Here is a 25,097-nt window from a genome sequence, read left to right on the forward strand (position 1 = left end):
CGTGGCGACCGAAGGAGTGCAGCCGTGCCCAGCGTGGCCGAACAGATGGTGGAGGTGCTCCGGCAGGCCGGGGTGGAGCGGGTCTACGGGGTCGTCGGCGACAGCCTCAACCCCGTGGTGGACGCGATCCGCCGGGCCGACGGCATCGGCTGGGTGCACGTGCGCAACGAGGAGGCCGGCGCCTTCGCGGCCGCCGCCGAGGCCGAGCTCTCCGGCCGGCTCGCGGTCTGCGCCGGCTCCTGCGGCCCCGGCAACACCCACCTCGTCCAGGGCCTCTACGACGCCCAGCGCAGCGGCCTGCCCGTGCTGGCGCTCGCCTCGCACATCCCGTCCGGGCAGATCGGCACCGGCTTCTTCCAGGAGACCCACCCCGAGCGGGTGTTCACCGACTGCAGCACCTGGTGCGAGATGCTCTCCACCCCCGCCCAGCTGCCCCGCCTGCTGCGGGTCGCCATCCAGCACGCGCTCGGCTCGCACGGCGTCTCGGTGCTCTCCTTCCCCGGGGACGTCGCCGCGCTCCCCGCCGCCGCGCCCACCGGCACCAGCCACTTCCTCACCGAGCAGGCCGTCGCCGCGCCGCCCTGGTCCCAGGTGCAGGAACTGGCCCGGCTGCTCAACGCGGCCCGCAAGGTGGTCCTGTTCTGCGGCGCCGGGGTGCGCGACGCGCACGCCGAGGTGACGGCGGCCGCGCAGGCCCTGAACGCGCCGATCGGCCACTCCCTGCGCGGCAAGGAGTGGATCCAGTTCGACAACCCGTACGACGTCGGCATGAGCGGCCTGCTCGGCTACGGGGCCTGCCACGAGGCGCTGCACTCCGCCGACCTGGTGGTGCTGCTCGGCACCGACTTCCCGTACGACTCCTTCCTGCCGCAGGCGCACACCGTCCAGGTCGACCACGACGCCACCCGGCTCGGCCGCCGCACCGCCCTCGACCTGGCCGTCCACGGCGACGTGGCCGCCACCCTGCGGGCCGTGCTGCCGCTGCTGGACGCCAAGTCCGACCGCGCCTTCCTGGACGGGATGCTGCGCAAGCACGTCCGGGCGCTGGAGGGCGTGATCGGGGCGTACACCCGGGACATCGAGAAGCACCTGCCGATCCACCCCGAGTACGTCGCCTCGGTGCTCGACGAGGTGGCCGCCGAGGACGCCGTGTTCACCGTGGACACCGGCATGAACAACGTCTGGGCCGCCCGCTACCTCCAGCCCAACGGCCGCCGCCGGGTGATCGGCTCCTTCCTGCACGGCTCGATGGCCAACGCCCTCCCGCACGCGATCGGCGCCCAGCTCGCTTGCCCCGGGCGGCAGGTGGTCGCGATGGCGGGCGACGGCGGGATCGGCATGCTGCTCGGCGAGCTGCTCACGGTGGCCAAGCACCGGCTGCCGGTGAAGACGGTGGTCTTCAACAACGGGGCGCTCGGCATGATCAAGCTGGAGATGCTGGTCTCCGGCTACCCGGAGTCCGAGATCGACAACGGGGACGTGGACTACGCCGGGATCGCCCGGGCGATGGGCATCCAGGCCAAGCGGGTCACCGAGCCGGCCCGGGTCCGGGAGGCGCTGGTGGAGGCGCTGGAACGGCCGGGCCCCGCCCTGGTGGACGTGGTCACCGACCCCAACGCGCTGTCCATCCCGCCGCACATCACCGCCGCCCAGCTGAAGGGCTTCGCGCTGGCGGCGAGCAGGACGGTGCTCTCGGGCGGCGTCGGGCGCATGATCGACCTGGCGCGGAGCAACCTGCGGAACATCCCGCGGCCGTGAGCGCGGGGCCGCCGGGACGGTTTGCCTCTGGGGCAAATTTCTTGCCCGTGCGGCACGGCGGGTGTCCACTGGACACATGACCAGCAGCTCCACCGGTGCCGCCGCCACGGGCGAACAGCTCGACGACCAGGAGGTCGCCGGCCTCGCCGCCCGCCTTCGTGAGCACCGGCTCAGCAGCCGGCTCACCCTGGAGGTGGCCGCCGGGAGGGTCGGACTCTCCCCAGCCTATCTGTCCCGGCTGGAGACCGGCCGTCGGCAGCCCTCGCTGCCCGTCCTCCTCGGCCTCGCCCGCGCGTACGGGACCTCGGTCTCCGGCCTGCTCGGCGAGACGCTGGCGGAGCCCGACCCGATCGTCCGCGGCGGCGCCATCGAGCCCGGCCGGGCCGGAGGCTGGGGCTACCGCCGGGCCGGCGCCCCCGGCCGCGCCATGCAGGCCCTGCGGGTGCACGTCCCGCCGGGCGTGCAGGACACCGTGGTCCGGGTCCACCCCGGCGAGGAGTGGCTGTACGTCCTCAAGGGCGCGCTCCGGGTCACCCTCGGGGACCGCGTCCACCACCTCGCGGTGGGCGACTCGGCCCACTACGACTCGCTGACCCCGCACTGCATCGCCGCGGAGTCGGACAGCGGCGTCGAACTGCTCTTCGTCCACACCCTGCTGCAGAGCCCCGGCGGCGAACTCTGCCTCGGCGGCGGTCCCGCCGCCCTGCACTGACCCGCCGTCAGAACACCCCGGAGGAGATCACCATGGCCGATCCCACCACCACCGCCGCCCCCGACACCGCCGCCGGCCCGAAGACCATGGACGCCGGCAAGTGGGCCAACAAGCGGATCTACCTCCGCCTGCTGATCTACACCGCCGGCGGCCACCTCTTCGCCGGCTTCATCATCCTCCTGTTCGAACTCGGCAGCCGCAACAAGTAGTTCCGCCCCCGGCGTCCGCCCCCCCCCCCCCCCGAGGGAGGCGGGCGGACCGCCGTTCCCGAGCCGGCCCCGCCGACCGACCCCGGCGGCGTTCCCCCTACGCCCCGCGCAGCAGCTCGCAGAGGGCCCGGACCGCTGCTGGGAAGGCGTGCTCCGGCGGGGTTCCGTAGCCGATGACCAGGGCGGGTGGGGCCTCGGTGGCGGACGGGGTGGCGCGGTGCCAGGTGAGGCCGTTGAGGGAGAGGCCGGCCTGCCGGGCGCGGGCGAGGAGTTCGGGTTCGGGCGTGGAGCCGGGCGGCAGCTGGAGGACGGCGTGCAGGCCGGCCGCGATGCCGGTGACCCGGACGTGCGGGGCGTGTTCGGCGAGCGCCGCGACCAGGTGGTCGCGTCGGCGCCGGTAGTGCAGCCGGCAGCGCCGCACGTGGCGGTCGTACGTGCCGGAGGTGATCAGCTCCGCCAGTGTCAGCTGGTCCAGCACCGGGGACATCGTGTCGGCCAGCGCCTTCAGCCGGGCGACCGGTTCGACCAGCGCGTCCGGCAGGGCCAGCCAGGCGATGCGCAGGCCCGGCGCGAGGCTCTTGGCGGTCGTCCCGGCGTACACCACCCGCTCCGGGTCCAGCGCCTGCATCGCGCCGAGCGGCTGCCGGTCGTAGCGGAACTCGCCGTCGTAGTCGTCCTCGATGACGTACCGGTCCTGCTCCCGCGCCCACCGCACCGCCTCCGCCCGCCGGTCGGCGGACAGTGCCGCGCCGGTGGGGTACTGGTGGGCGGGGGTGAGCAGGGCGGCGCCGGCCCGGGCGTCGAGCCGGTCGACCAGGGCGCCGTCCCGGTCCAACGGCACCGGGGCGGTGGTGAGTCCGGCGGCCCGGACGGTCGCGTGCTGCGGCGGCAGCCCGTACTCCTCGACGGCCAGCGTGCGGGCGCCGCGCTCCCGCAGGGCGGCGCAGAGCAGGGCGAGGCCCTGGGTGACGCCGGTGCAGACGAGCAGGTGGTCGGGGTCGGTGCGCACGCCGCGCACGCGGGCCAGGTAGTGGGTGAGTGCCTGCCGCAGTTCGATCCGGCCGAGCGGGCTGCCGTAGTCGAGGGCCTCGTGCGGTGCGGTGGCCAGGGCGCGGCGGGCGGCGGCGAGCCAGGCGGTGCGGGGGAAGAGCGAGAGGTCGGGCCGTCCGGACATCAGGTCGTGGCGGGCGGTGGGCCGTTGCTGTGCCGACCGGGTGGCGGGCCGCCGGCCGGGGGCCGGTTCGGGCACCGTCTGCTGGGCGACGGTGGTGCCGGAGCCCTGCCGGGAGCTGAGCCAGCCCTCCGCGGTGAGCTGTCCGTACGCCTCGACGACGGTGTTGCGGGCGATGCCGAGGTCCTCGCCGAGCGCCCGGGAGGACGGCAGCCGGGTGCCGGGGGCGAGCCGTCCGTCCTGGACGGCCTCGCGCAGCGCGTCCTCCAGGGCGGCCCGCAGTCCGGTACCGGCGGCCCGCCGTTCGGTGAGGTCCAGGTGCAGGTCGCCGCCGAAGGTGGTCCAGGAGGTGGTCCGGGAGGTGCTCACGGCCCCATTCTCGCCCGGCCGTCCGGAGGCCTCGGCATCACGGAGTCCGGGGCCGCCGTCGGGGCCACTCGACGGCCCGGGGCGGTCGTCACACTTCCTCCACGGGGTGTTTCCCGGTGCGTCCGGGGCCGCTGTCGCACCCGCGCGCTACCGTGCCGCCCATGGCGAACTATGTGCTGGTGGCGGGGGCCTGGCTCGGGGCCTGGGCGTGGGACGGGGTCGTGGCGGAGCTGCGCGCGGCCGGGCACGGGGCGTACCCGCTGACGCTCTCCGGGCTCGCCGAGAGGCGCGGCACGCCCGCCGGGCAGCAGGCGCACGTGGCGGACGTCGTCGCCGAGGTGGAGCGGCTGGACCTGCGCGACGTGGTGCTGGTCGGGCACAGCTACTCGGGCATCCCGGTGGGCCAGGCCGCCGAACGGATCGGAGACCGGCTGGCCGGGCTGGTCCTGGTGGACGCCAACGTGCCGGTGGCGGGGGAGTCCTTCGCCGACCAGATGCCGGAGCCGGCCGCGCTGCGGGCGGACCTCGCCGCGCACGGGGGCTGGTGGCCGCCGCTGCCGCCGGCCGAGTTCGCCGGGCAGGGGCTGACGGTCGGGCAGATCAACCGGATGGCCGCCGGGGCGACCCCGCACCCGGGCCCTTCGCTGACCGAACCCGCCGTCCTGGCGGGCCCGTTGAGCGCGCTCCCGACGGTGTACGTGAAGTGCCTGCTGGACTGGCCGGAGCCGCCGCCGGTGGCCGCCGAGCTGATCGCGGCGGGCCACTGGCGGCTGGTGGAACTGGACACCGGGCACTGGCCGATGTTCTCCCGTCCGGCCGAACTCGCGCGGATCCTGGCCGGGGCCGGGAGCCGGGCTCAGAGCGACAGGTAGACCGCGCTGCCGACGCCCGCCACGAAGCAGTAGAGCGCGAACGGCGTCAGGCTGCGGGTCTCGAAGTACCTGGTGAGGAACCGCACCGAGACGTAGCCGGCCGCGAAGGCGGCGACGCTGCCCGCGAGGACCGGGCCGAGCACGCCGGAGTTCTCCGGCCTGAACAGCTCGGGCACCTTCAGCACCGAGGCGGCCAGGATGACCGGGGTGGCGAGCAGGAAGGAGAACCGGGCGGCGTCCTCGTGGTGCAGTCCGCGCAGGATGCCGGCGCTCATGGTGACGCCGGAGCGGCTGATGCCCGGGAACAGCGCGAGGATCTGCGCGGCGCCGATCCAGGCGCCCTGTCCGTAGCCCAGCCTGGTCAGCCGGTGGTCGGAGGCGATCGCCGGGTCCGCGCCCGGCTCGTCGGCGGGTGCCGCGTGCCCGGCCCGGCGGCGGCCGGTGCCGCCGCGCTTGAGCCGCTCGGCGCCGAGCAGCACGAGCCCGTTGAGGGCGAGGAAGACCGCGGCCGGGACGGGCTTGCCGAGCGCGTTGCGCAGCGCCTTCTCCAGCGCGAGGCCGGCCACGCCGACCGGGATGGTGGAGAGGACGAGCAGCCAGGCGAGCTTCTCGTTGCGGGTCTCCACCCGGCGGTGCCGGATCGAGCCGACCATCCCCTCGAAGACCCGCACCCAGTCCTTGCGGAAGTAGACCACCAGTGCGAGCGCGGTGGCCAGGTGCAGGGCGACCAGGGCGGCGAGGTACGAGGATCCCTCGGCGGTCATGTCGAGGTCGTGCTGGATCCTCCCGCCGACCAGGGCGGGCAACAGGATGCTGTGGCCGAGGCTGGAGACCGGGAAGAGTTCCGTCACGCCCTGGAGCAGGCCGACGCCTATCGCTTCCGGGTAGGTCAGGGTCGACATCGCGCACCTTCGCTCGGGGGTCGGTGGCCGGCCGGATCCGGGGCCCTCGCGAAGCTACTACGCGCATGTAGACGTTCGCCAACCCCGCCGTCGGAAGTTCACCGACCGTACGGCTGCGGGACACCGTGGCCGAGGTGTCCGAGCAACACCGCTGCCACGGTGGCCAGGACGGTGGCGGACGGGACGGCCCGGTGCGCCGCGTCGCCGAGCAGCACGACGGCGGTGACCGCGGCCGGTGTGCCCGCCAGCGGCAGGGCGACGGTGAGTACGGCGAGCAGGCGGCGGGGGCGGTGCGGGCGGCGGTCCGGACGGGTCACGGCGGGGCTCCTTCGGGCTCGACCCGCGCCACGATGCCGCCTACCGCGACGTCAGGTTCAAGTCCTTTTCTCCGCGGACGCGCGCCCTCGGCCCGCCACCACCCGCCGTCAGCCCGCCGCGACCCGCCGCCAGCCCGGCCCGTCCGCGCTCACCGGCGCGGCCGCGAAGTCGTAGCGCAGCAGGTCCGGTCCGAGTGCGAGCAGCGAGATCGACGAGGAGCCCCAGATCCGCCCGTCGCCGAAGTCCCGCCGCTGGATCAGCGCGGCGTCCGCGTCCGGCGCCAGCCCGTCCCCGGCGACGACCGGCAGCCAGCCGCCCCAGGCCGTCGCGGCCGGCCCGTCGGCGGTCGGCTCCGGCCGGGGCTCGGCGGTGAGGCGGGCGCGGAAGTGGGCGGCCCGCGCGGCCATCAGGGCGCGGATCCGCGCGGAGGTGGTCCGGCCGGCGGCCAGGCCCTCCAGCCCGTCGTTGAGCACCACGCTCAGGCCGGTCGGCAGTTCGCGCTCCTCCATCCGTCCGCCGTCCCAGCTGAACACCCGGGCGCCGTCGGCCCGGACCAGGACGAGGTGGAACGGGTCGTACGGGGTGAGGTCGAGGTGGCCGATCCCGTTCTCCCGCACGGCGGTGAGCGGCAGCCGGCCGCGGGTGCGACGGGCGTCGGCGGGGGCGAGCGGGCCGAAGCCGTTCAGCAGGCAGCCGGCGGTGCGCCGGTCGGGGTCGACGGCCAGCCAGGTGCCGCCGGCCGCGAGGTCCAGGCCGCCGAGCAGTTCGGGCCGGTCCGGCCAGTGGTGGTCCGGTGGCAGCCAGGCCCGGCCCAGGTACTCGTCCCGGACGGACAGCAGCAGCACCGGGACGGCCGCTTCCGGCTCGATGCTGACGAACGCCGTGCACACGGTCGTGCCCCCTGACCTCGTCCTGTCGGCGATCTCCTGCCAGCGATCCTCGCACGGCCGTTCGTACGCCGGAAGTGGCCCAAGGAACGGATGGCCGATCGCACCAGGACGGCGGGCCGCCGCGCTCCTAGGCTGGCGGCCATGACGACGAACGAGACGACGGACGAGACGACGCGTACGAACCAGGGCCCGGTGCCCGCCCCCGAGCAGCGGCTGGAGATGTTCAAGGTGGCCCCCGCCTACTACCAGGCGATGATCGCCGTGGAGCGGGCCTCCCGGCAGGGCCTCGACCCGCTGCTCGCCCACCTGGTCAAGGTGCACGCCTCGATGATCAACGGCTGCGCGTTCTGCATCGACATGCACTCCACCGAGGCCGAGAAGGTCGGCGAGCTGGACCACCGTCTGCTCTCCCTCCCGGCCTGGCGCGAGGCCCCGTGGTTCACCGCCCGCGAGCGCGCCGCCCTGGCCCTCACCGAGTCGATCACCCTGGTGGCCCAGACCCACGTGCCGGACGACGTCTACGCCGAGGCCGCCGCGCAGTTCGACGAGACCGAGCTGGCCCAGCTGATCGCGCTGATCGCCACGATCAACGTCTGGAACCGGCTCAGCATCGCCACCCGCATGAGCCCGGCGGCGAAGTGAGCGCCGTCGATCGGAGCGTCCGGCGGGAGAAGGCCGGGCTGCTGCGCGAGCTGCACCGCCCGGGCGAGCCGCTGGTGCTGGCGAACGCCTGGGACGTGCCGAGCGCCCGGCTGGTGGCCGGCACCGGGGCGCGCGCGGTGGCGACGGCCAGCGCGAGCGTGTCCTGGTCGCTCGGCAGCGCGGACGGCGGCGGCGCGGACCGCGAGCAGGTGCTGGCCCGGACGGCCCAGATCGTCCGGGCGGTCGACCTGCCGGTCACCGCGGACCTGGAGGGCGGCTACGCGGACAGCGCCGCCGGGGTCGGCGAGACGGTCGCCGGGCTGCTCGCCACCGGCGCGGTCGGGGTGAACCTGGAGGACGAGGGCCGCCCGCTGGAGGAGGCCGCCGAACGGATCGCGGCCGCCCGGGCCGCGGCGGACGCGGCCGGTGTGCCGCTCTTCGTCAACGCGCGTACCGACGTGTTCCTGCGCGGGATCGGCGCCCCGGAGGGCCGGCTGGACGAGGCGGTCCGCCGGTTGCGGGCGTACGTCGCGGCGGGTGCGGACGGGGTGTTCGCCCCCGGGGTGTCCGACCCGGAGACCATCGCCGCCCTGGTCGGGGCCGTCCCGGCGCCGCTGAACGTGCTGGCCGGTCCCGGCGCCTCGGCGGTCGCCGAGCTGGCGAAGCTCGGGGTGGCCCGGATCAGCCTGGGCCCCGGCCTCGCCGAGGTGGCGTACGCGGCGGTCCGCCGGGCCGCCGAGGAGGTGTACCGGAGCGGCACGTTCACCGTGCTCGCCGAGGGGCTGAGCTACCCGGAGCTCAACCGGCTGTCCGCGAGCTGATCGCCGACCGCCGGGTGCCGACCGCCGCGGGGGCTCGGCACCGTGGGCCGACGGAAGCGGGCCGACGGAAGCGGGCCGACGGAAGCGGCCCGACGGCCGTGGGCGGCCGGCCGTTCGGGGGTCGGCCGGCCGCCCACGGGTCGAGCACCCGAGCGGCCGTCAGTTCAGGACGTGCCCGCTGAGCCCCGGGTGTTCCATCTGGTTGTCCCCGATCGCCTCGATCTCGTTGGCGGCCTTTCCGACCACCGGGAGCTTGCCGGCGGTCCTCAGGGCGAGGTCGGCCGGGGAGAGGGTGAGCCCGTCGGTGAGCCCGCCGGTGACGTCCGGCGAGGCGGCGGTCTGGGTCGTGGCGGAGGCCGCCGGGACGGCGAGGGCGAGGCCCGCCATGGTGAGGGCGGCCAGGGTGGCGAGTTTCTTCATGCCCTGCCGAACGACCCGGACCGCCCTCAGGTAACCGGCGGGATCAGACCGTCACCCACAGGGTGTGCACGCTGTTGCTGACGAACGAGGCGATCGGCTCGTCGGTCCTGCCCTCCGCCGGGGCCAGCCCCGGGAAGCGGGCGAACAGGTGCCGCAGCGCCGTCTCGGCCTCCAGGCGGGCGAGCCCGGAGCCGAGGCAGAAGTGCGGGCCGTGGCCGAGCGACAGGTGCCTGGCGGGCTGCCGGGTGAGGTCGAAGCGGTCCGCGTCCGGGTGGTGCCCGGAGTCCCGCCCGGCCGCCGCGTACGAGGCCAGCAGCGCCTCGCCGCGCCGGATCACCACGTCGCCGACCTCGATGTCCTCGATCGCGTAGCGAAGCGGGAACTGCCCGACCGGGGAGTCGTAGCGCAGCGTCTCCTCGACCACCGCCGACCACGGCTGCTCCCCGTCCAGGACGAGCCGCAGCTGGTCCGGGTGCGCGAGCAGGGCGCGGACGGCGTTGGTGATCAGGTTGAGCGTCGTCTCGTGCCCGGCGACCAGCATCAGCAGCAGGGTGCCGACCAGCTCGGCCTCGCTGAGGCGGTCGCCCTCCTCCCGGACGGCGATCAGGTCGGAGGTCAGGTCGTCGCCGGGCTCGGCCCGCTTGGCCGCCACGACCTTGGCCAGCAGCGCGTTCAGGCCCCGCTGCGCGGCGACGGCCGCCGCCGGGGTGGCCGAGCTGGAGACCATGGTGTCGGACAGCTCGTGCAGCTCGTCCTGCTGCTCCAGCGCGAGGCCGAGCAGCTCGCCGATCACCTGCATCGGCAGCGGGTAGGCGAAGTGCCGCCGCAGGTCGAACTCGCCCTCCAGCTTTGCGACCTCGTCCAGCAGCGCGATCGTCCGGGCCTCGACGGCGGGGGCCAGGTCGGCTATCCGGCGCGGGGTGAAGGCCTGGGAGACCAGTCCGCGCAGCCGCCGGTGGTCCTCGCCGTCGGCGGTGACCATGCCGGGGACGGTGACGAAGTTGAGCAGCGGCCAGCCCTCCGGCAGCCGTCCCTCCCGGAAGGTGTTCCAGAGCCGGGCGTCCTTGCCGACCCTGGGGTCGGCCAGCAGCGCCTGGAGGGTGTCGTGGTGGGTTACCGCCCAGACCACCACCCCGCCAGGGAGCTCCACCAGGACCGCGGGGCCGGCCGCCCGGAGCCGGGCGTTCTCGCCGTGCTGGTCGCGGCCGAAGGGGTCGAGCTTGACGGGCTCGGCGCGGGTTCCGTCGTCGGTGGTGTCCATGCGGGCCTCTCGGGGGCTGGCGGACGGGGTGGGGTGAAGGCGCTGTAGAGCACCGGAAGGGCGTTCAGGGCCCGCGCCCACGGGGACGGGCGCCAGGTCAGGTCGCCGGCCGGTACGGCCAGTTGGAGGTCGGGGAGGCGGTGCAGCAGGGTCTCGACGGCGGTCTCGACGATGATCCTGGCCGGCTGCTGGGCCGGGCAGACGTGCTTGCCCGCGCCCCAGGCGAGGTGGGCCCGGTTGCCGCCCAGCGAACCCTGCGCGGCGGCCGAGACGCCCTGTGCGGCCGGGTCGGCGTTGGCCGCGGCCAGGCCGAGCACGAGCAGGTCGCCGGCGCTGATGTACTGGCCGCCGAGGACGGTGTCGCCGGTGGCCCAGCGGCCGGGGAAGTTCTGCGTCGGCGGGTCGCGCCAGAGCACCTCCTCCAGCGCGTCGGAGACGGTCAGCCGCCCGCCGGTGAGGGTGGCCCGGAAGCGCCGGTCGGTGAGCAGCAGCCGCAGCGTGTTGCCGGTCCAGCCGATGGTGGTCTCGTTCCCGGCGACCATCATCACCACCAGGTGGTGCACCGCCTCCTCGTCGGTCAGCGCGGCCGGGTGGGCCAGCAGCCAGGAGGTGAGGTCGGCGCTGGGCTCGGCCCGGCGGCGGCGCACCAGGTCGACCAGGATCGCGTGGAACTCCTCGTTGGCGCGCACCGATTCGGCGCCGCTGTCGGAGATGTCGTTGATCAGCCGGATCAGGTGCGGACCGGCGTCGGTGGGCAGGCCGAGCAGCTGGGTGAAGACCAGCAGCGGCAGCCGGTTCGCGTACTGGGTGACCAGGTCGGCGGTGCCGTCCGGGCCCCAGCTGTCGATCAGCCCGTTGGCGGCGGCCTCGGTGGTGCCGCGCAGTTGCCGGTGGTCGATCTGGGCGAGGGTGTCGGCGACGGCGGTGCGCAGCCGCTGGTGCTCGGCGCCGTCCAGGTTGAGCACGGTGGGGCGCCAGGAGGTCATCGGCTGGAGCCGGGAGTCGGGGGCCAGCCGGCCCTCGGCGGGCACCCGCCAGCGCCGCGAGTCCTTGGAGAACAGCGCCTCGTTGCGGGTGAGTTCGAGCAGCTCGGGGTAGCCGAGGACGAGCCAGGCCTCGACCCCGGGCTCCAGCTCGATCGGCGCGACCGGCCCGTAGCGCTCGCGCAGCCGGGCGTACAGGCCGTGCGGGTCCTCGGCGAGGGCCGGGCCGTACAGCGGGGTCAGCGGCACGCCCACGGGCAGCCCGCCGGGCAGGCTGCCGCCGTGGGCGACGGGGCACCCGCCGGAGGCGCCGGGGGTCACGGGGTGTTCGGGAGCGGTCATCGCTGGAGCTCCAGGATCGAGCTGCGGTGCAGGTGGTCGACGAAGTCGATCAGCAGGTCGTAGGACTGCCGGCGGTCGCGCGCGTCGCAGTGCAGGATCGGCACCTCCGGCAGCAGGTCCAGCGCGGAGCGCAGCTCCTCCTCCGGGTAACTCGGCGTGTTCGGGAAGGTGTTGACCGCGACCGCGAACGGGATGCGCTGCTCCTCCAGCCGGCCGAGCACGTCGAAGCTCTCGTCCGGGCGGCGCAGGTCGACCATGGCGATGGCGCCGAGCGCGCCGCGCGACAGGTCGTCCCAGAGCGGCCAGAACCGCTGCTGCCCGGGCGTGCCGAACAGGTACAGCGCGAGCCGGGAGTTGAGCGTGATCCGGCCGAAGTCCAGCGCCACCGTGGTGGTGGTCTTGCCGGGGCGCCCGGTGAGGTCGTCCACGCCGGCGCTGGCGGCGGTCATGGTCTCCTCGGTGCGCAGCGGGGTGATCTCGCTCAGCGAACCGACCAGGGTGGTCTTGCCGACCCCGAACGGACCGGTGACCAGGATCTTGACCGCGCCCTGCACCGAGGAGGGCAGGTACTGCGGCCCGTCGGCGGACCCGGCGGACCCGGCGGACCCGGGGACGGCTTCAGCGGAGTTGGCGGAGGCCAACGAGCACCTCTTCCAGGAGGGTTGCGGGCAGGCGTTCGGCCTGCGGGACGGGAGGGAGCACCTGCACGGCACCGAGGTCCCACAGGTCCCCGACCAGCACCTTGACGACGCCGAGCGGCAGCCCCAGGTGGGCCGCCACCTCGGCGATGGACAGCAGGCTGTGGCAGAGGTCGAGGATGCGCCGGTGTTCGCGGTTCAGCAGCTCGTGCTCGGGCAGGTCCGGTGGTTCGGGTGACGCGCTGACCAGGCTCTCCACGGCCAGCTCGGCCCGGGTGGGGCGGCTGCGGCCACCGGTGATGACGTACGGCCGGACCGGGCCGCTCACCGGTGGCCCCCCGCCGCGTGGTCGACGCGCGGCGGGCTGGTGAGGTGGGTGCCGATCCGTTCGACCAGGACCTGCATCTGGTAGGCGACCAGGCCGGCGTCGACCGCCTCGCTGGTCACCACGGCCAGGTGCGCGCCGGCCCCGGCGGCGACGACGAAGAGGTAGCCGCCGCCGTACTCGATGATGATCTGTCGGGTGGCGCTGCCCGGTCCGCCGAAGCCCGTCGCGACGCCGCGGGCCAGCGACTGCAGTCCGGAGCAGGCGGCGGCGAGCCGTTCGGCGTCGTCGCGCCCGATGCCCTCGCTGCGGCCGATCTCCAGGCCGTCGTTGGAGACGACGACGGCGTGCTGGACCTGCGGGACGGCGATGATGTCGGCGAGCAGCCAGCCGAGATCAGGGGTGGTGGTCATGGAACTCTCCGGAGCGCTGGGGAAGTCGGGGGGAAGCGGGCAGGGAAGGGTCGAACTGGGCCTGGGCCCGGGCGGCGGACCGGCCGCTGGCGGTTCCGGCCTGGAACATCGCCATGAACGCCTGCGCGTCCCGGGCCGAGCGGTAGGGCGGCGCGGGCGGCGGAGGGGGAGCGGCGTGCTGGGCCGGGCGGCTGTTGCGGTCGCGCCGGTGGCTCCGGCGGGGCAGCGGGGGAGGGGTGCCGTCGGCGGCGTGCCGGCCGGTCGGTGGGGTCTCCACCAGGGGGTGGCCGGCGGGAGAGGCCGGCGGGGGGCCGGGGTTGAACGCGCGGTCGTCCGGCCCGAGGCCGGGGACGGTGGGCGGCAGCGGCTCGGTGAGCAGCGCGTTCGGGAGCAGCAGGACGACGCGCACGCCGCCGTACGGCGAGGGCGCCGAGCTGAGCGTGACCCGGAAGCCGTACTGCTCGGCGAGCCGGCCGACCGCGGCCAGGCCCAGCTGCGGCACCTCGCCGAGCCGGGAGACCTCCAGGGTGCTGCCGCCGGCCAGTGCGGCGGCGGCCTTGGCGACGGCCTGTTCCGGCATGCCGACGCCGCCGTCGTCGATCTCGATGACGGCGCCGTTGTGCACGGGCATCAGGGTGACGAACACCTGGGTGCTGGGCGGGGAGTAGCGGGTGGCGTTGTCCAGCAGCTCGGCGATCGCGTGGATCAGCGCCTCGGCGGCGGCGCCGACCACCGCGGTCTCGATCCGGCTGCGCACCACCACGCGCTGGAACGGCAGGATGCGCGACTGGGCGCCGCGGACGACGTCCTCCAGGGAGACGGGTTCCGGCCAGTGCCGGCCGGCCCGGGCGCCGCACAGCACGGCCAGGGTCTGGGCCAGCCGGGCCTGTTGGGCGGCCGCGTGGTCGGCCTTGAGCAGGCCCTCCAGCAGCGCCGGGTCGTCGTGGGTGCGCTCCATCTCGTCCAGCAGCGCCTGCTGGTCGTGGGCCATCACCAGGATCCGGCGGGCGACGCTGAGGAAGGCCCGCTGGGTGGAGGCGGTGTGCTCCTGCTCCTGCTGGACGGCGGCGAGGTCGGCGCCGCGGCGGGAGAGCTCGGCGGCCAGCTGTTCCTGGGCGGCGGCGAGTTCGCCGTGCAGCCGGTCGGCGCGGCCGCGCTGGGTGACGGACACGGCGCGGTACCGCGCGGCGGCCACGAGGGCGAGGACGGCGAGTACGCCGGTTGCCGTTACGGACCACTGAGTCATCGTCACGCGGCGAATTCTAGGGTGATGATCCTACGAAGGTGTGAACGGATCTCGCCAAGTGACCGGATCTCGTCAATATCGAGTCAATTCGGCGGCAATCGGCACTCGTTCGACCCCGATCCCACCGCCTGACGAGGGGGCCGACCGGCCTGACCGGCACCGGCGGGCAGCGTCGGAATCGAGCCGGGTGGCCGGATCGCGTTCCACGATGTGTGGGGTCTGTGCGCACGGTGTTCGGAAGGGGCGCGTCCGGGTGCGGAACACCGGCGCCGGGCCGCGCCGGCGCCGGTCCGCTACGCGGGCCAGGCGCGCAGGCCGGTGGTGAGGGTGGCGATGAGGCGGTCCTGGGTGGTGGTGAGGTCCTCGGCGAGCTGGAAGGCGCCGGCGGTGGTGAGCGAGGCGAAGCCGTGGGCGAGGGAGCGGACGGTGCGGGCGGCGTGGATCGCCTCGGAGCCGTCGAGGCCGTACTCCCGCAGGACGGCGACGATCACTCCGACCAGCCGGGCGGCCGCGCGGGCCAGGTCGTCGTCCGGCTGCGGGGCCTGGGGGAGGGCGTTGTAGCGGTGCGGGTGCTCGGTGGCGTACGCGTGGTAGGCGCGCAGCACGGCGGCGACGGCGTCGTCCCCGCTGCGTCCGACGGCCGCCTCGGCCAGCCGGTCGGCCAGTTCCCCGGTGACCCGGACGGCGATCAGCCGCCGCAGTTCGGCGAGGCCGCCGCTGACGTGCTTGTACAGCGAGGGGGTGGCGACCCCGGCCCGGGCGGCGACGGAGGCCAGGGTGAGGGCCTCGGCGCCCTGCTCGTCGATGAGGGCGAGGGCGTGGTCGACGACCTGGTCGGGGGTCAGTCCTACGCGGGGCATGGGCTCGGGCTCTCCGTACGGGTCGAAGTCGGGTGACGTCGGGCGCTGCCGGACGCTGCCGGGCGGGTGCCGGTGACGTCGGCGGGTCGGGCAGGGTCGGACGGGATCGGGCAGGGCTGGGCGGCGTTCAGCCGAGCTCGGCGAGGAACGGCAGCAGGGCGTCCGCGGTGGCCGCCGGGTTGTCGGCCATCGGGTAGTGCCCGGACCCCTCGATCATCGCCTTCCGCCCGCCGAGCGCGGCGGCCTGCCGGTCGGCGACGAGCTCCGGCTTCGGGAAGTCGGGGTCCTTGTCGCCCATGACCACCAGCGCCGGGCACCGCACCGCGGCCGTCCAGCCGACCGGCGCCGAGTCGCCGTGGACGTACCCGCGGGTGGCGGTCTTCCGTCCCGGGGTGCGCAGCGCGGCGACCAGCCCGTCCACGTACGCGTCGAAGTCGGCGGGCGTGGCGCCGGGGAAGGCCATCCGGCGCAGGTAGAAGCCCCAGGAGGCCGGCCAGTGGACGAGGGCGGTGCCCATCAGGGCCATGACGCCGCGCATCAGGGCGCCCGGCGGCGGGCTCTCGACGAAGGCGTCGATCAGGACGATCCCGGCGACCCGCTCGGGCGCGTCCCCGGCGGCCTTCACGACCGTCGCCCCGGTGTACGAGTTGCCGGCGAGGACGGCGCGCTCGATGCCGAGGTGGTCGAGCAGTGCGAGGACGTCGTCGGCGATGGCGGCCGGGCCGTAGTCGTCCCAGCTGATCGAGGATTCGCCGAAGCCCCGCAGGTCCATGGTGACGACCCGGTGGCCGGCGGCGACCAGCAGCGGGCGCAGGTGCCGGTACGCGGCCCGGCTGTCGAGCATGCCCGGGAGCAGGACGACGGGGGTGCCGTCGCCCTGCCGGGTGTCGTCGAAGGCGATCCGGCCGCCGGGAACGGTCAGGTACTGGGTGCTCGGGGTGATGGTGCCGTTCACGGGGTCCTCCTCGGGCCGCGGGTGCGGGGCATCGGCGGTACTGCCGATAGCCACAAAGCTAAGGCTAATAGCCTTAGCCGTCAAGCGGTCGGCGGGCCGGGGGAAACGGGCCGAGGGAAGGGGGCACGGTCGGACGGGTGCGGTCAGACCCCTTCCACCTTGAACGGGTCGTGCTCGCTGAGCAGCTTCTCCAGTCGGGCCTGGTCCACCCGGGTGACCATCTCGCTGGACTCCTGCCGGTCCCGGACCACCTTCGCCAGCGTGAACGCGGAGGTGACGGTGTAGAGGAGGCCGATCCCGAGGAAGGCCCGGGTCCACCCGCCGACCGGCAGGTAGGCGATCCCGGCGGCGAGGGCGATGCCCGACAGGGCGAAGGAGAGGATGGCCTGGATGTGGTACGCGGCCGTGGTGCGGGTCTGCATCGGTGCGCTCATGGCGTCAGGATGCGGCCGCCCGGCAGGGCCGCACATGAGTAGGGGTACTCAGATGGGGCCGTGCGTGGGGGGCCGTTCGTTGACGTCCGTTCACCTGCCATCGGGCGGCCCGAAACGGATGGCTTGGAATCAGAGCCTCCTAGGATTAACGTTTGATAACGCAGCGCGGTTGTCAACGCCGTACCCAGACGGCACCGTGCGCCGTCGCCTAATCCCGCCGACCCGCCCCCGGGCAGGTCAGGGAGCCGGGGAACCACGTTCCTTGGGGTGAATCGGCGGGGCTCCGGCCCGGCCGTAGGAGACCTTCCTGCTCCGAACCCGTCAGCTAACCCGGTAGGCGCGAAGGAAGGAAAGGAGCGCGCCTCCGTGGCGTCGACGCACACCCCGGCACACCCGGCCGGCCCCGCAGCCGGTACCCAGCTCCTCGACCACCCCGGCCCGGACGGCCCCGAGGCCTTCGGCCCGGAGGCGTTCGCCGCGGAGGCCGACACCAACCGCCACCGGATGCCGCGTCAGACCCGCGGGGCCTCCCCGCTGCTCGGCGTCACCGCCGTCGCCGCCACGCTGGGCGCCACCGGCTTCGCCTCGGCGACCCCGGCCGCAGCCCCCGCCGTCGAGGTCCCGGACGAGACCCCGGTCGCCCTCGCCGCCGACCCCGGCCTCGCGCTCGCCGCCCGCATCCAGCACCAGGCCGACAGCCAGCGCACCGCCGCCGAGGAGACCGCCCGGCTGCAGGCCGCCCAGGAGGCGGAGGCCAAGGCCGCCGCCAAGGAGGCGGAGGCCAAGCGCGCCGCCGAGGAGGCCGAGCGGGCCAAGGCCGCCGCCCTCACCCTCCCGGTGGACGACTACCGGCTCTCCGCCCACTACGGCCAGAGCGCCCGCTACTGGGCGAACCTGCACACCGGCCTGGACTTCGCCGCCGACACCGGCACCCCCGTCCACGCGCTCGGCCAGGGCACCATCACCTCGGCCGGCTGGGCCGGCTCGTACGGCTACCGGATCGTCGAGACCCTGCCCGACGGCACCGAGATCTGGTACTGCCACCTCTCCTCGATCACCAAGGGCTCCGGCAACGTCGCCGCCGGCCAGCAGATCGGCAAGGTCGGCGCGACCGGCAACGTCACCGGCCCCCACCTGCACATGGAGGTCCGCCCCGGTGGCGGCGCCCCGGTCGACCCGGAGCCCTGGCTCCAGCAGCGCGGCCTCAACCCCTGACACACGCGCACCGACGCACCCGCGGGAGGCCCCCGGGCCGGGGGCCTCCCGCGCCGCGTCTCACTCCTCGACGGGCAGCTGCGCCAGGTACGCGTCGATCTCCTCCGGGCCCGGCTCCGGCGCCAGCTCCGGGAACTCCGTCACCAGCAGCCGCGGCAGCCCCGGCACCGTCCAGTCGCCGAACAGGTCGAGCGCCGCGTCCACCGCCGCCTCCTCGAACCTCCCGAAGTCCCCGGTCAGCTCGTCCGGCATCGGCCGTCCCAGCGCGGTCAGCTGCGCCAGGTTGCGGTAGCTGCGCCGCATCAGGCCCTGCTCCAGCAGCCGACGCGCGCCGTCCGTGGCCATGCCCACCGAGAGCACCCGGGCCGGGCCCCAGCCCCGCTCGTCCGGCTCGTCCAGCCAGCCGGCCGACGCCAGCGCCTCGAACGCCGCCAGCCGCTCCTCCTCGGTGAACTCCCCGAAGCCGGCCAGCCACTCCCGCACCGCCTCCGGGTCCGTGACGTCCGCCCCGTGCGCGTGCAGCAGCAGCGCGTACAGCCGGGGCCAGGTCACCAGGTCGGCGCGGCGCAGCAGCCCGGTCGCGACCTCGCCCTGCCACTCGGCCTCCTCGTGCAGCCGCTCCTGGCGCTTGGCGTTCAGCCGGCGGGCCGCCCGCTGGTGGTCGACCAGCAGCCGGACGGCGTCGCCGTAGGCGAGCGGGTCCTCCTCGGGCGCGGGTTGGACGTACAGGTGGAGCCGCTCGTGGAGCAGGTGCTCCACCGCGTCGGAGGTCAGTTCGGGCCAGCCGTCGTGCATCCTGCCCTCGCCCAGCTCCAGCAGCGCCAGCACCGCGCGCAGCGGCCCCTCGGCCACCGGCGCGCGGCCCTGCTCGGCCGCCCAGGCGAGCAGGTCGGCGGCCTTGGTGCGCGGGGCGAGCCGCAGGTCTTCGTCGTTCATAGTCCGAACGGTAGCCGCCGGGCGGGGATAGGGTCGGCAGCCATGGTCCCCGTACGACTCACCGGCCCGCGACTGGCCGTCCGCGAGTACCACCACACCGAGGGCGACGTGGACGCGCTGCACGCGCTGTTCGGCGACCCGGAGGTCACCCGGTACCTGCCCTTCGGGCCGAGCGACCGGGAGGACTGCGCCGACCAGGTCGAGCTCTACCTGGAGGAGGCGATGGCCGAGGAGCGGGACACCTACCGGCTCGCCGTCACCAGGCTCGCCGACGCCGAGGAGCCGGACGACGCGATGCCGATCGGGCAGGCCTCGCTCACCCTCGAAGGGCACCGCGCCGGCTGGCTCGGGTGCGTGCTGGCCCGCGAGTCCTGGGGCCGCGGCTACGCGGGCGAGATCACCGACCTGCTCTGCGGCCTCGCCTTCGGTCTCCTGGACCTGCACCGGTTGGCCGCCCGGGTCGCGGTGGACAACGCGGCCTCCGTCAAGGTGCTCACCGGGCTGGGGTTCCGGCGGGAGGGGCGGTTGCGGCACGACGGGTTCAAGGACGGCGTCTGGTCCGACTCGTACGTCTACTCGCTGCTCGCCGACGAGTGGCCGGGCCCGGCCGTCCGGGCGGAGGGGGGTTAACCCCACCCCGGATCCGCCGGGCCTCCGGATCCCCGCCGGCCGGCGCGTCCACCAGACTGGACCTCGTCAGCGGGACGAACGACCGACAGTACGAGGGGCCGGGGGCCGGGAGCATGAGCAGCAGCCGCAGCATGGAGGACCGGGAGTGGGACGTCCTGGGCGGTCACGGTGACGACCAGCGCCCCGCCCGGGCCCGCCGGACCGCGCGGCGGCCGGCGCTGTGGCGGGCGCCGTTCTCCGCCTACTACTACCGCGAGGTCGGCTTCGCGCTCAGCGGCCTGCCGGTGGCGATCGCCGGGTTCGCCTCCTCGATCATCCTGTTCTGCCTCGGCCTCGGCACCTTCATCACCGTCATCGGCCTGCCCGTGCTGGGCGCCCTGACCGGCCTCGCCCGCGGCTTCGGCCGGCTGGAGCGGGCCCGGGTGCGCGGCATGCTGGCCCTGGACGTCCCCGGCCCGGAGCCGGTGCGCCAGGTCCGCCCGGGCGGCTGGGGCGCCGTCACCGCGCGGCTGGCGGACGGGGCCGGCTGGAAGGCCGTGCTGTACCAGGTGGTGATGTTCCCCTGGGCGCTGTTCAGCTTCGTGGTGACGCTGGTGTTCCTGGTGCTCGGCTGGGTCCTGACGCTCTACCCGCTGTACCACTGGGTCTTCCCGACCTACACCCCCTGGAACGGGTACCGGGTGTTCGACTTCACCGACGACGAGGGCATCCGGCACGTGTACGACGTCCAGGCGCCGTGGCAGATCGCCGGACTCGCGGTCCTCGGACTGGTGCTGGTCTTCCTCACCACCCAGCTGGTCCGCGGCCTGACCAACGTCAACCGGGCCGCCGCCCAGGGCCTGCTCGGCCGCTGACCGCCCGTTCTCCCACTTCGGCCCCACCTGCATCCGGACCGTACTCCGGATGCGGGCGGGGCCGCCGCGTGTTCGGATGGCCGGGTGGCCGCCGGCATCCCCCTCGTCCCCCCGGACGTCCTGGTCACCTCCCGTCCGCTGGACGAGTACTGCGCCCTGTTCGGCCTCACCCGGGCCCGGCTCGCCGCCCTGCCCGGGCCGCTGCTGGACTGCCCCGGCGGCGCGGCCGGCCTGGCCGCCGAGGCGCGCGAGCTGGGCTGCCGGGTGATCGCCGTCGACCCGGCGTACGCGCTGCCGCTGCCGGTGGTCGCGGACCGCGCCCTGGCGGCCCGGGCGGCGATGGCCGCCGCGATGGCCGCCCGCCCGCACCTCTACCCCTCGCCCCGCCCGTACCGGTCCGAGCGCTACCTGCGCAGCTGGGACCGCGCCCGCCGGCTGTTCGCCGCCGACTCGGCCGCCCACCCGCAGCGGTACGTGGCCGCCGAGCTGCCCCGGCTGCCCTTCGCGGACGGTGCCTTCGCTCTCACCCTGAGCGGATACCTGCTCTTCGCCTATCCCGAACGCTTCGGCCTGGAGCGGCAGCTGGCCGCGCTGGTGGAGCTGGTCCGGGTCACCGCCGTGGACGGCGAGGTCCGGGTCCAGCCACTGTGCGACGGGTACGGCCACCGCTGCGGCCACCTCGACCCGCTGCGGTACGCGCTCGGCGAGCACCGGATAGCCAGCGAGGTCCGCCGGCTGCCCGGCGCGGTGGACGGCCGCACCCATCGAGTCCTGGTGCTGCGGGCAGCCGACCGTCGTCGCCGGGCCGCGCTCCCCGTGAGCATGTAATAGTCAGTGTGGGGGTGCGCTCCTATACTCACCGGCATGAACGAGACCATGATCCGGCGCGCCGACGAGACCGACGCCGACCTGCTCACCGACCTGGTCCAGGCGTCCTCCGCCTACCACGGCCAGTACGCCCCGATGCTTGAGGGCTACCGGGTGACGCCCGAGTACATCGCCCGTCACGAGGTGTTCCTCGCAACCGATGAGGCCACCGGGCAGCTGCTCGGCTTCTACGGCCTGATCCGCGAACCGGCCGAACTGGACCTGATGTTCGTCGCCGACGAGGCCCAGGGGCGCGGCACCGGCCGCGAGTTGATCGCGCACATGCTGGAGCTGGCCCGCAGCGCCGGCATCGCCGAGGTGCGGGTCGTCTCCAACCCGCCCGCCGAGCAGTTCTACCTGCGGGTGGGCGCCGAACGCGTCGGCACCTTCCCGGCCGCCGGGCGGATCACCTGGGACCGCCCCGAACTGCGCTTCACCGTCCGGGTCGGTTAGGCGTACACGGGTGAGGGCGGGGCGCTGTTCCGCCTGAGTGCGTCTCTGGCCTGGGCGGCATGGCGGTGGACGGCGGCCGGGGGGAGCGTGCCGGGGCGGGGCGGCGGGGGTGCCGGGGTGCCTCGGCAGGCGCGGCAGAGGCCGCCGAGGAGGGCTTGGGGACGGCAGGGGGTGCGGCAGGCCGTGCACTCGGGGATGCGGGTGAGCTGTTGGGGCGGGTGGGGGCGTTCCGGAGGGAGCTTGTCGAGGAGGCGGCGGCGGGTGAAGGCAGCCGGGCTGTGGACGTCGGGCGGGAGGCCGTTGGTGAGGGCGACGGTGAAGAGAGCGGGCGTGGCGCCCCGGGCGAACCACTCGGCGGCGAGCGGTTCGAGGGCGGTGCAGTCGGCGGCGGAGAGGGCGAGACGGGGGTCGGCGAGGCCGAGGCCGGCGAGGGCGGCGTAGGCGGCCGAGGGGAGGGGCGTGTGGTTGCGGACGGCCGTTCGCTCGTCCGGGGGATCGGGGTCGGCGGGCGTTGACGTGCCGCCCGTGTCGCCGCTGCCGCCGGTGGCGAGGAAGCGGTTCCACCAGGCGTCGGAGCGGGGCGTGCGGGAGAAGTAGGTGTGGAACACCCAGCGGCAGTCCTTGGAGCTGAGGCGCTCGCGGACGCGGCGCAGGTGACCTGCGGTGGAGAGCCTGTTGAGGGCCGTGCGGCAGGCTGCCTGCCCGTAGTGGGGCTGGAGGACGGCGAGGGACTTGATGTCCATGGCGGCGCCGTCGGGGAGGTGGTCGATGAGCGAGGCGAGGTAGGCCTCGCGGACCGGGAGGTGGGCGAAGTCGCTCGCGGAGCGGGGGAGTTGCTCCGGCGCGGACTGCTTGCCGTACCCGGGGACGGCCATGGCGGTAGAGTTGTGGGCAGCCACAGGATCGATTCCTTAGAGTCCGTCGATCGTGCCGGTCAGACCCCCGTTCGGTGCTGCTAACACCGGCGGGGGTTGTTTCGTTGCTGCGCACGCTACATGGCCGAACTGCCCGTGGAAAAGTCGTGACGATAAGTCATATCTGCTGCTCGCAGGGGTGGTTGGAAGGTGGTTTACCCCACCGTTCCATTGAGGGTCACTCGGCCCGTGCGGCTTGAGCTTCGGCGGCGAACGAGACGAAGGCGGACCAGGCCTCGGGGGAGAAGGCGAGGGTCGGGCCGGCCTTGTCCTTGGAGTCGCGGACGTGGATGGTGGAAGGGCAGGCGGCGACCTCGACGCAGTCGCCGCCTTGCGAGTCGCTGTAGCTGGACTTCACCCAGGCGACAGCGACTTCGACGCAGTTGCCGCCCCCGGTCCCGCTGTAGCTGGACTTCACCCAGGTCAGGTTGGTGCTCATAGCTCCTCCGCCAACTTGCTGATGAAACGAGCTGACTCCTCAGGGCTGAGAGCCTGCCGCTGAATCATTGCATGGCGCTGCCACAGTCCATTGACCTTCTCCGGCTCGGAGTAGAGGAGGCCCATGGCCTGACCTTCCTCGTAGGCGAGGCGCTCGTGCTGGGGGGTCTCCAGCAGGACGAATGCGCCGTTGACTCCCGGGTGGAGTGCGGCGCCGGGCACGACCTGGATGTCGATGTGCCGGGGCTTGCCGACCTCAAGGAGGTGCTCCAGTTGCTTCTTGTGCTCGGCGCTGGTGCCGATCCGGCGCAGAAGGGCGAACTCGTCGATGAGGAAGTTGAACGACTTGATCTGGTTGCCGAGGATCTCCTGGCGGGCCAATCGGGCAACGAGCCGCGCCTCCAGGGTTTCGTCGTCCAGCGGCGGCCAGTGCACGTTCAGCAGGGAGCGGACAGTGGGCTCGGACTGAAGCAGACCGGGGATGAGCTGACTTTCGTAAGAGCTCAAGACGGCAGCCTCGCGCTCGTGCTCCATGAAGTCCTGCGAGTAGGGCAGAAACTTCTCCGGGACCATGAATGCGGCTGCCGCGACCAGCATCCCGTTCGCGTCACACAACTCATCAGCAGCTTGGAGCAGTTGAAGTGTCGGCTTTCGCCGCCCCGCTTCCATCGACCGCACGCTCTCGATGTCGTAGTGGGAGGCCCCGGCCAACTGTTCCCGTGTCACGCCCGCCCGTTGGCGAGAACGCTTGACCTGATCGCCGCCGTACTTCCAAGCCATCGGGTACTGCTTCGGCGTGCTCACGGCTCCGCGCCCCCTCCTGCCCTGGTCGCAGGGCGGTCAAGCTCTCGCTGCAACTGCGCTGTTGCTCCCGAGGCTATGCCTGCCTGTCGGCGCTTGATGAGTGAAATGGCCGAACTCAGCCCTTCAGAGTGAAGCGGACCGTCCGCATCTCCCTAGGAGTTGCCCCCGGCGTCCGGCTGCACCGGCACTCCCGCCGCCGGCTGCTCCGGCAGGACGGCCGCCGCCGGGAGCCGGGAGAGGATCTTCTCCGCCAGCCAGCTGCGGTCCGACCCGTACGGAATGCCCCGCGGGTCGACCAGCTGCCGCGCCACCGCGTCCCGCAGCCGCTGTGCCCCGTCGGCGGGCAGCCGGTACAGCAGCCCCCGGGCGGCCAGCAGCGCGTGGTACTGCTCGAAGTCGGAGCGCGGGTGCTCGATCGCGTCCAGCACGCTCGACAGGTCCGCCAGCGCCGGATCGCCCTGCATCAGCGCGAGCGCCTGGATCCGCCGGCCCTCGGAGCCGTCCGTGAAGAGGGCCCGCACCTGTTCGGCGGTCAGCGCCGAGCGCCGAGCGGTCGAGCGGACCTCCGCCACCACGCCCTCCGGCCCGGCCGGCGCGCCGGAGGAGGGCGGCAGCTGCCCGGCCAGCGCGGCCGGGCGCTCCGCGGTGCCGCCCAGCAGCCCGAGCTGCTGCATCGCGCGGACCCGGAGGTCGTCCGCGCCCACCTTGTCGCCGTGCCGGTCGCGGTCCTGCCCGGCGAGGAAGAGGTCCAGCGCCTGGTCGGTCTCGGTCAGCGCCTGCGGCAGCGCCAGCCGGGTCACCAGCCAGCCGGCCAGGAAGCCGAAGACCAGGAAGTACAGCACCAGCGCCGCCGCGAACGGCACCGCCGCCTCGCCCCCGCCGAGCACGGGCGCCAGCGCCGTACCGAGGTCGTGCAGCCGTTCGCCGAGCGAGCCGAGCTGGGTCAGCCCGACGCCCAGCAGCACCTTGGTCAGCCAGTCCGAGACCTGCTCCAGATTGGTGTTCGGCGCGTACGAGCCCGGCGGGTCGTCGGAGCCGGCGCCGCCGCGCACCCGGGGCACCCCGAACAGGAAGCCCAGCCCGCCGCCCAGCACCACCGAGGCCCCGACCACCACCAGCCCGCCGCCGAGCGCCTGCCAGACGTGCTCCCGGCCGAGCGCGAACAGCAGCAGCCCGACCAGCCCCGTCCCGGCCAGTGCCCCGGCGGCGCCCCACCGCGCCGTCCGCAGCACGGTCGCCCCGCCGCCCAGCCGTCGCGCCTTCGCCATCGCCTACCCCCTGTGTCCGCGCCGCTCCGCTCCGCCCCGGAACCCGCGCCGACTCTAGCGCCGCGGCGCCGCGGCCGCGGCCACGCCCCGGGCTGACCCCGGACACGCCGCGGGGAGCCTCCGGAACCTGCCGGAAGCTCCCCGGGAACGCAGACGGCCCGCGGGCTGCTCCTCCGC

General features: G+C 74.4%; 29 protein-coding genes and 1 riboswitch. Of the genes, 11 read left to right on the forward strand and 18 right to left on the reverse strand.

Annotated elements, in window-relative coordinates; genetic code table 11:
• Window positions 1–45: 45 nt before the first annotated feature.
• The 3 genes from ACGF0D_RS33295 to ACGF0D_RS33305 all read left to right on the forward strand — a co-directional run bounded on the left by ACGF0D_RS33295 (window position 46) and on the right by ACGF0D_RS33305 (window position 2,679).
• Window positions 46–1,758, forward strand: a complete 1,713-nt coding sequence (locus ACGF0D_RS33295) for a pyruvate dehydrogenase (protein WP_392922688.1) — start codon at window positions 46–48, stop codon at window positions 1,756–1,758.
• A 76-nt stretch (window positions 1,759–1,834) separates the two neighbouring features.
• Window positions 1,835–2,470, forward strand: coding sequence for a helix-turn-helix domain-containing protein (locus ACGF0D_RS33300; RefSeq protein ID WP_392881838.1), 636 nt, complete (start codon window positions 1,835–1,837; stop codon window positions 2,468–2,470).
• Between the two features lie 32 nt (window positions 2,471–2,502).
• On the forward strand, window positions 2,503–2,679 hold the full coding sequence (locus tag ACGF0D_RS33305) for a DUF6126 family protein (RefSeq protein WP_392881840.1): 177 nt from the start codon (window positions 2,503–2,505) through the stop codon (window positions 2,677–2,679).
• A gap of 97 nt (window positions 2,680–2,776) precedes the next feature.
• Here the strand turns inward: ACGF0D_RS33305 and ACGF0D_RS33310 are convergent, their stop codons facing one another.
• The gene (locus ACGF0D_RS33310; RefSeq protein WP_392922637.1) at window positions 2,777–4,219 is read right to left on the reverse strand and encodes a PLP-dependent aminotransferase family protein; all 1,443 of its coding nucleotides are present in this window, start codon (window positions 4,217–4,219) and stop codon (window positions 2,777–2,779) included.
• 161 nt (window positions 4,220–4,380) lie between these two features.
• Between ACGF0D_RS33310 and ACGF0D_RS33315 the strand changes: the two genes are divergently transcribed.
• Window positions 4,381–5,091, forward strand: coding sequence for an alpha/beta fold hydrolase (locus ACGF0D_RS33315; RefSeq protein WP_392881846.1), 711 nt, complete (start codon window positions 4,381–4,383; stop codon window positions 5,089–5,091).
• On the opposite strand, the gene ACGF0D_RS33320 is transcribed toward ACGF0D_RS33315, so the two are convergent.
• From ACGF0D_RS33320 to ACGF0D_RS33330, 3 genes are all read right to left on the reverse strand, one after another.
• A complete protein-coding gene (locus ACGF0D_RS33320; RefSeq protein ID WP_392922640.1) occupies window positions 5,076–5,993 on the reverse strand; it encodes an undecaprenyl-diphosphate phosphatase in 918 nt (305 codons plus the stop codon). The genes ACGF0D_RS33315 and ACGF0D_RS33320 overlap by 16 nt on opposite strands.
• A gap of 98 nt (window positions 5,994–6,091) precedes the next feature.
• Window positions 6,092–6,310, reverse strand: coding sequence for a hypothetical protein (locus tag ACGF0D_RS33325; RefSeq protein WP_392881850.1), 219 nt, complete (start codon window positions 6,308–6,310; stop codon window positions 6,092–6,094).
• Window positions 6,311–6,418: 108 nt separating this feature from the next.
• Window positions 6,419–7,201, reverse strand: a complete 783-nt coding sequence (locus ACGF0D_RS33330) for an NRDE family protein (RefSeq protein WP_392922643.1) — start codon at window positions 7,199–7,201, stop codon at window positions 6,419–6,421.
• A gap of 141 nt (window positions 7,202–7,342) precedes the next feature.
• Here ACGF0D_RS33330 and ACGF0D_RS33335 point away from each other — a divergent pair, with 141 nt between their 5' ends.
• Together ACGF0D_RS33335 and ACGF0D_RS33340 are read left to right on the forward strand one after the other, a co-directional pair.
• Window positions 7,343–7,843: a carboxymuconolactone decarboxylase family protein gene (locus ACGF0D_RS33335; protein ID WP_392922645.1), complete on the forward strand. Its 501-nt coding sequence runs from the start codon at window positions 7,343–7,345 to the stop codon at window positions 7,841–7,843.
• The gene (locus ACGF0D_RS33340; protein ID WP_392922648.1) at window positions 7,840–8,664 is read left to right on the forward strand and encodes an isocitrate lyase/phosphoenolpyruvate mutase family protein; all 825 of its coding nucleotides are present in this window, start codon (window positions 7,840–7,842) and stop codon (window positions 8,662–8,664) included. Before ACGF0D_RS33335 ends, ACGF0D_RS33340 begins: the two co-directional genes overlap by 4 nt.
• A 159-nt stretch (window positions 8,665–8,823) precedes the next feature.
• Here ACGF0D_RS33340 and ACGF0D_RS33345 read toward each other — a convergent pair whose 3' ends face one another.
• The 9 genes from ACGF0D_RS33345 to ACGF0D_RS33385 all read right to left on the reverse strand — a co-directional run bounded on the left by ACGF0D_RS33345 (window position 8,824) and on the right by ACGF0D_RS33385 (window position 16,541).
• Complete coding sequence (locus ACGF0D_RS33345) at window positions 8,824–9,084, reverse strand: hypothetical protein (protein ID WP_392881861.1); 261 nt, start codon at window positions 9,082–9,084, stop codon at window positions 8,824–8,826.
• A gap of 43 nt (window positions 9,085–9,127) precedes the next feature.
• Window positions 9,128–10,345 (reverse strand): cytochrome P450, encoded by a 1,218-nt coding sequence (locus ACGF0D_RS33350; RefSeq protein WP_392881862.1) that lies wholly within the window; start codon window positions 10,343–10,345, stop codon window positions 9,128–9,130.
• 1,321 nt (window positions 10,346–11,666) lie between these two features.
• Complete coding sequence (locus ACGF0D_RS33355) at window positions 11,667–12,311, reverse strand: ATP/GTP-binding protein (RefSeq protein WP_392922651.1); 645 nt, start codon at window positions 12,309–12,311, stop codon at window positions 11,667–11,669.
• The gene (locus ACGF0D_RS33360) at window positions 12,289–12,636 is read right to left on the reverse strand and encodes a DUF742 domain-containing protein (protein ID WP_392881867.1); all 348 of its coding nucleotides are present in this window, start codon (window positions 12,634–12,636) and stop codon (window positions 12,289–12,291) included. The genes ACGF0D_RS33355 and ACGF0D_RS33360 overlap by 23 nt, the downstream gene beginning before the upstream one ends.
• Window positions 12,633–13,046 (reverse strand): roadblock/LC7 domain-containing protein, encoded by a 414-nt coding sequence (locus ACGF0D_RS33365; RefSeq protein ID WP_392881869.1) that lies wholly within the window; start codon window positions 13,044–13,046, stop codon window positions 12,633–12,635. Before ACGF0D_RS33365 ends, ACGF0D_RS33360 begins: the two co-directional genes overlap by 4 nt.
• Window positions 13,030–14,292: a sensor histidine kinase gene (locus ACGF0D_RS33370; RefSeq protein ID WP_392922691.1), complete on the reverse strand. Its 1,263-nt coding sequence runs from the start codon at window positions 14,290–14,292 to the stop codon at window positions 13,030–13,032. The genes ACGF0D_RS33365 and ACGF0D_RS33370 overlap by 17 nt, the downstream gene beginning before the upstream one ends.
• Window positions 14,293–14,585: 293 nt before the next feature.
• Window positions 14,586–15,152, reverse strand: a complete 567-nt coding sequence (locus ACGF0D_RS33375) for a TetR/AcrR family transcriptional regulator (RefSeq protein ID WP_392922653.1) — start codon at window positions 15,150–15,152, stop codon at window positions 14,586–14,588.
• A gap of 127 nt (window positions 15,153–15,279) precedes the next feature.
• Complete coding sequence (locus ACGF0D_RS33380) at window positions 15,280–16,107, reverse strand: alpha/beta fold hydrolase (RefSeq protein ID WP_392922655.1); 828 nt, start codon at window positions 16,105–16,107, stop codon at window positions 15,280–15,282.
• Window positions 16,108–16,250: 143 nt separating this feature from the next.
• Window positions 16,251–16,541, reverse strand: coding sequence for a YiaA/YiaB family inner membrane protein (locus ACGF0D_RS33385; protein WP_392922658.1), 291 nt, complete (start codon window positions 16,539–16,541; stop codon window positions 16,251–16,253).
• Window positions 16,542–16,736: 195 nt separating this feature from the next.
• Window positions 16,737–16,895, forward strand: a riboswitch (cyclic di-AMP (ydaO/yuaA leader).
• 12 nt (window positions 16,896–16,907) lie between these two features.
• Here ACGF0D_RS33385 and ACGF0D_RS33390 point away from each other — a divergent pair.
• Complete coding sequence (locus ACGF0D_RS33390) at window positions 16,908–17,756, forward strand: M23 family metallopeptidase (RefSeq protein ID WP_392881878.1); 849 nt, start codon at window positions 16,908–16,910, stop codon at window positions 17,754–17,756.
• 60 nt (window positions 17,757–17,816) lie between these two features.
• Here ACGF0D_RS33390 and ACGF0D_RS33395 read toward each other — a convergent pair whose 3' ends face one another.
• On the reverse strand, window positions 17,817–18,692 hold the full coding sequence (locus ACGF0D_RS33395; protein ID WP_392881880.1) for a hypothetical protein: 876 nt from the start codon (window positions 18,690–18,692) through the stop codon (window positions 17,817–17,819).
• A gap of 42 nt (window positions 18,693–18,734) precedes the next feature.
• Here ACGF0D_RS33395 and ACGF0D_RS33400 point away from each other — a divergent pair, with 42 nt between their 5' ends.
• From ACGF0D_RS33400 to ACGF0D_RS33415, 4 genes are all read left to right on the forward strand, one after another.
• Window positions 18,735–19,322 carry a GNAT family N-acetyltransferase gene (locus tag ACGF0D_RS33400; RefSeq protein ID WP_392922661.1) on the forward strand — a complete coding sequence of 196 codons (588 nt, stop codon included), beginning with the start codon at window positions 18,735–18,737 and terminating at the stop codon, window positions 19,320–19,322.
• A gap of 113 nt (window positions 19,323–19,435) precedes the next feature.
• The gene (locus ACGF0D_RS33405; protein WP_392881886.1) at window positions 19,436–20,176 is read left to right on the forward strand and encodes a sensor domain-containing protein; all 741 of its coding nucleotides are present in this window, start codon (window positions 19,436–19,438) and stop codon (window positions 20,174–20,176) included.
• 84 nt (window positions 20,177–20,260) lie between these two features.
• Window positions 20,261–21,004, forward strand: a complete 744-nt coding sequence (locus ACGF0D_RS33410; RefSeq protein ID WP_392922664.1) for a hypothetical protein — start codon at window positions 20,261–20,263, stop codon at window positions 21,002–21,004.
• Window positions 21,005–21,040: 36 nt separating this feature from the next.
• Window positions 21,041–21,496, forward strand: a complete 456-nt coding sequence (locus ACGF0D_RS33415) for a GNAT family N-acetyltransferase (RefSeq protein ID WP_392881889.1) — start codon at window positions 21,041–21,043, stop codon at window positions 21,494–21,496.
• On the opposite strand, the gene ACGF0D_RS33420 is transcribed toward ACGF0D_RS33415, so the two are convergent.
• The 4 genes from ACGF0D_RS33420 to ACGF0D_RS33435 all read right to left on the reverse strand — a co-directional run bounded on the left by ACGF0D_RS33420 (window position 21,493) and on the right by ACGF0D_RS33435 (window position 24,920).
• The gene (locus ACGF0D_RS33420) at window positions 21,493–22,395 is read right to left on the reverse strand and encodes a hypothetical protein (protein ID WP_392922666.1); all 903 of its coding nucleotides are present in this window, start codon (window positions 22,393–22,395) and stop codon (window positions 21,493–21,495) included. The two genes, ACGF0D_RS33415 and ACGF0D_RS33420, sit on opposite strands and share 4 nt — an antisense overlap.
• A 193-nt stretch (window positions 22,396–22,588) precedes the next feature.
• Complete coding sequence (locus tag ACGF0D_RS33425) at window positions 22,589–22,849, reverse strand: DUF397 domain-containing protein (protein ID WP_392922669.1); 261 nt, start codon at window positions 22,847–22,849, stop codon at window positions 22,589–22,591.
• On the reverse strand, window positions 22,846–23,652 hold the full coding sequence (locus ACGF0D_RS33430; protein ID WP_392922672.1) for a helix-turn-helix domain-containing protein: 807 nt from the start codon (window positions 23,650–23,652) through the stop codon (window positions 22,846–22,848). Before ACGF0D_RS33430 ends, ACGF0D_RS33425 begins: the two co-directional genes overlap by 4 nt.
• Before the next feature lie 152 nt (window positions 23,653–23,804).
• Window positions 23,805–24,920 carry a hypothetical protein gene (locus ACGF0D_RS33435; RefSeq protein ID WP_392922674.1) on the reverse strand — a complete coding sequence of 372 codons (1,116 nt, stop codon included), beginning with the start codon at window positions 24,918–24,920 and terminating at the stop codon, window positions 23,805–23,807.
• Window positions 24,921–25,097 lie beyond the last annotated feature (177 nt).

Source organism: Kitasatospora sp. NPDC048298 (genome assembly GCF_043201465.1).
Lineage (GTDB): Bacteria > Actinomycetota > Actinomycetes > Streptomycetales > Streptomycetaceae > Kitasatospora.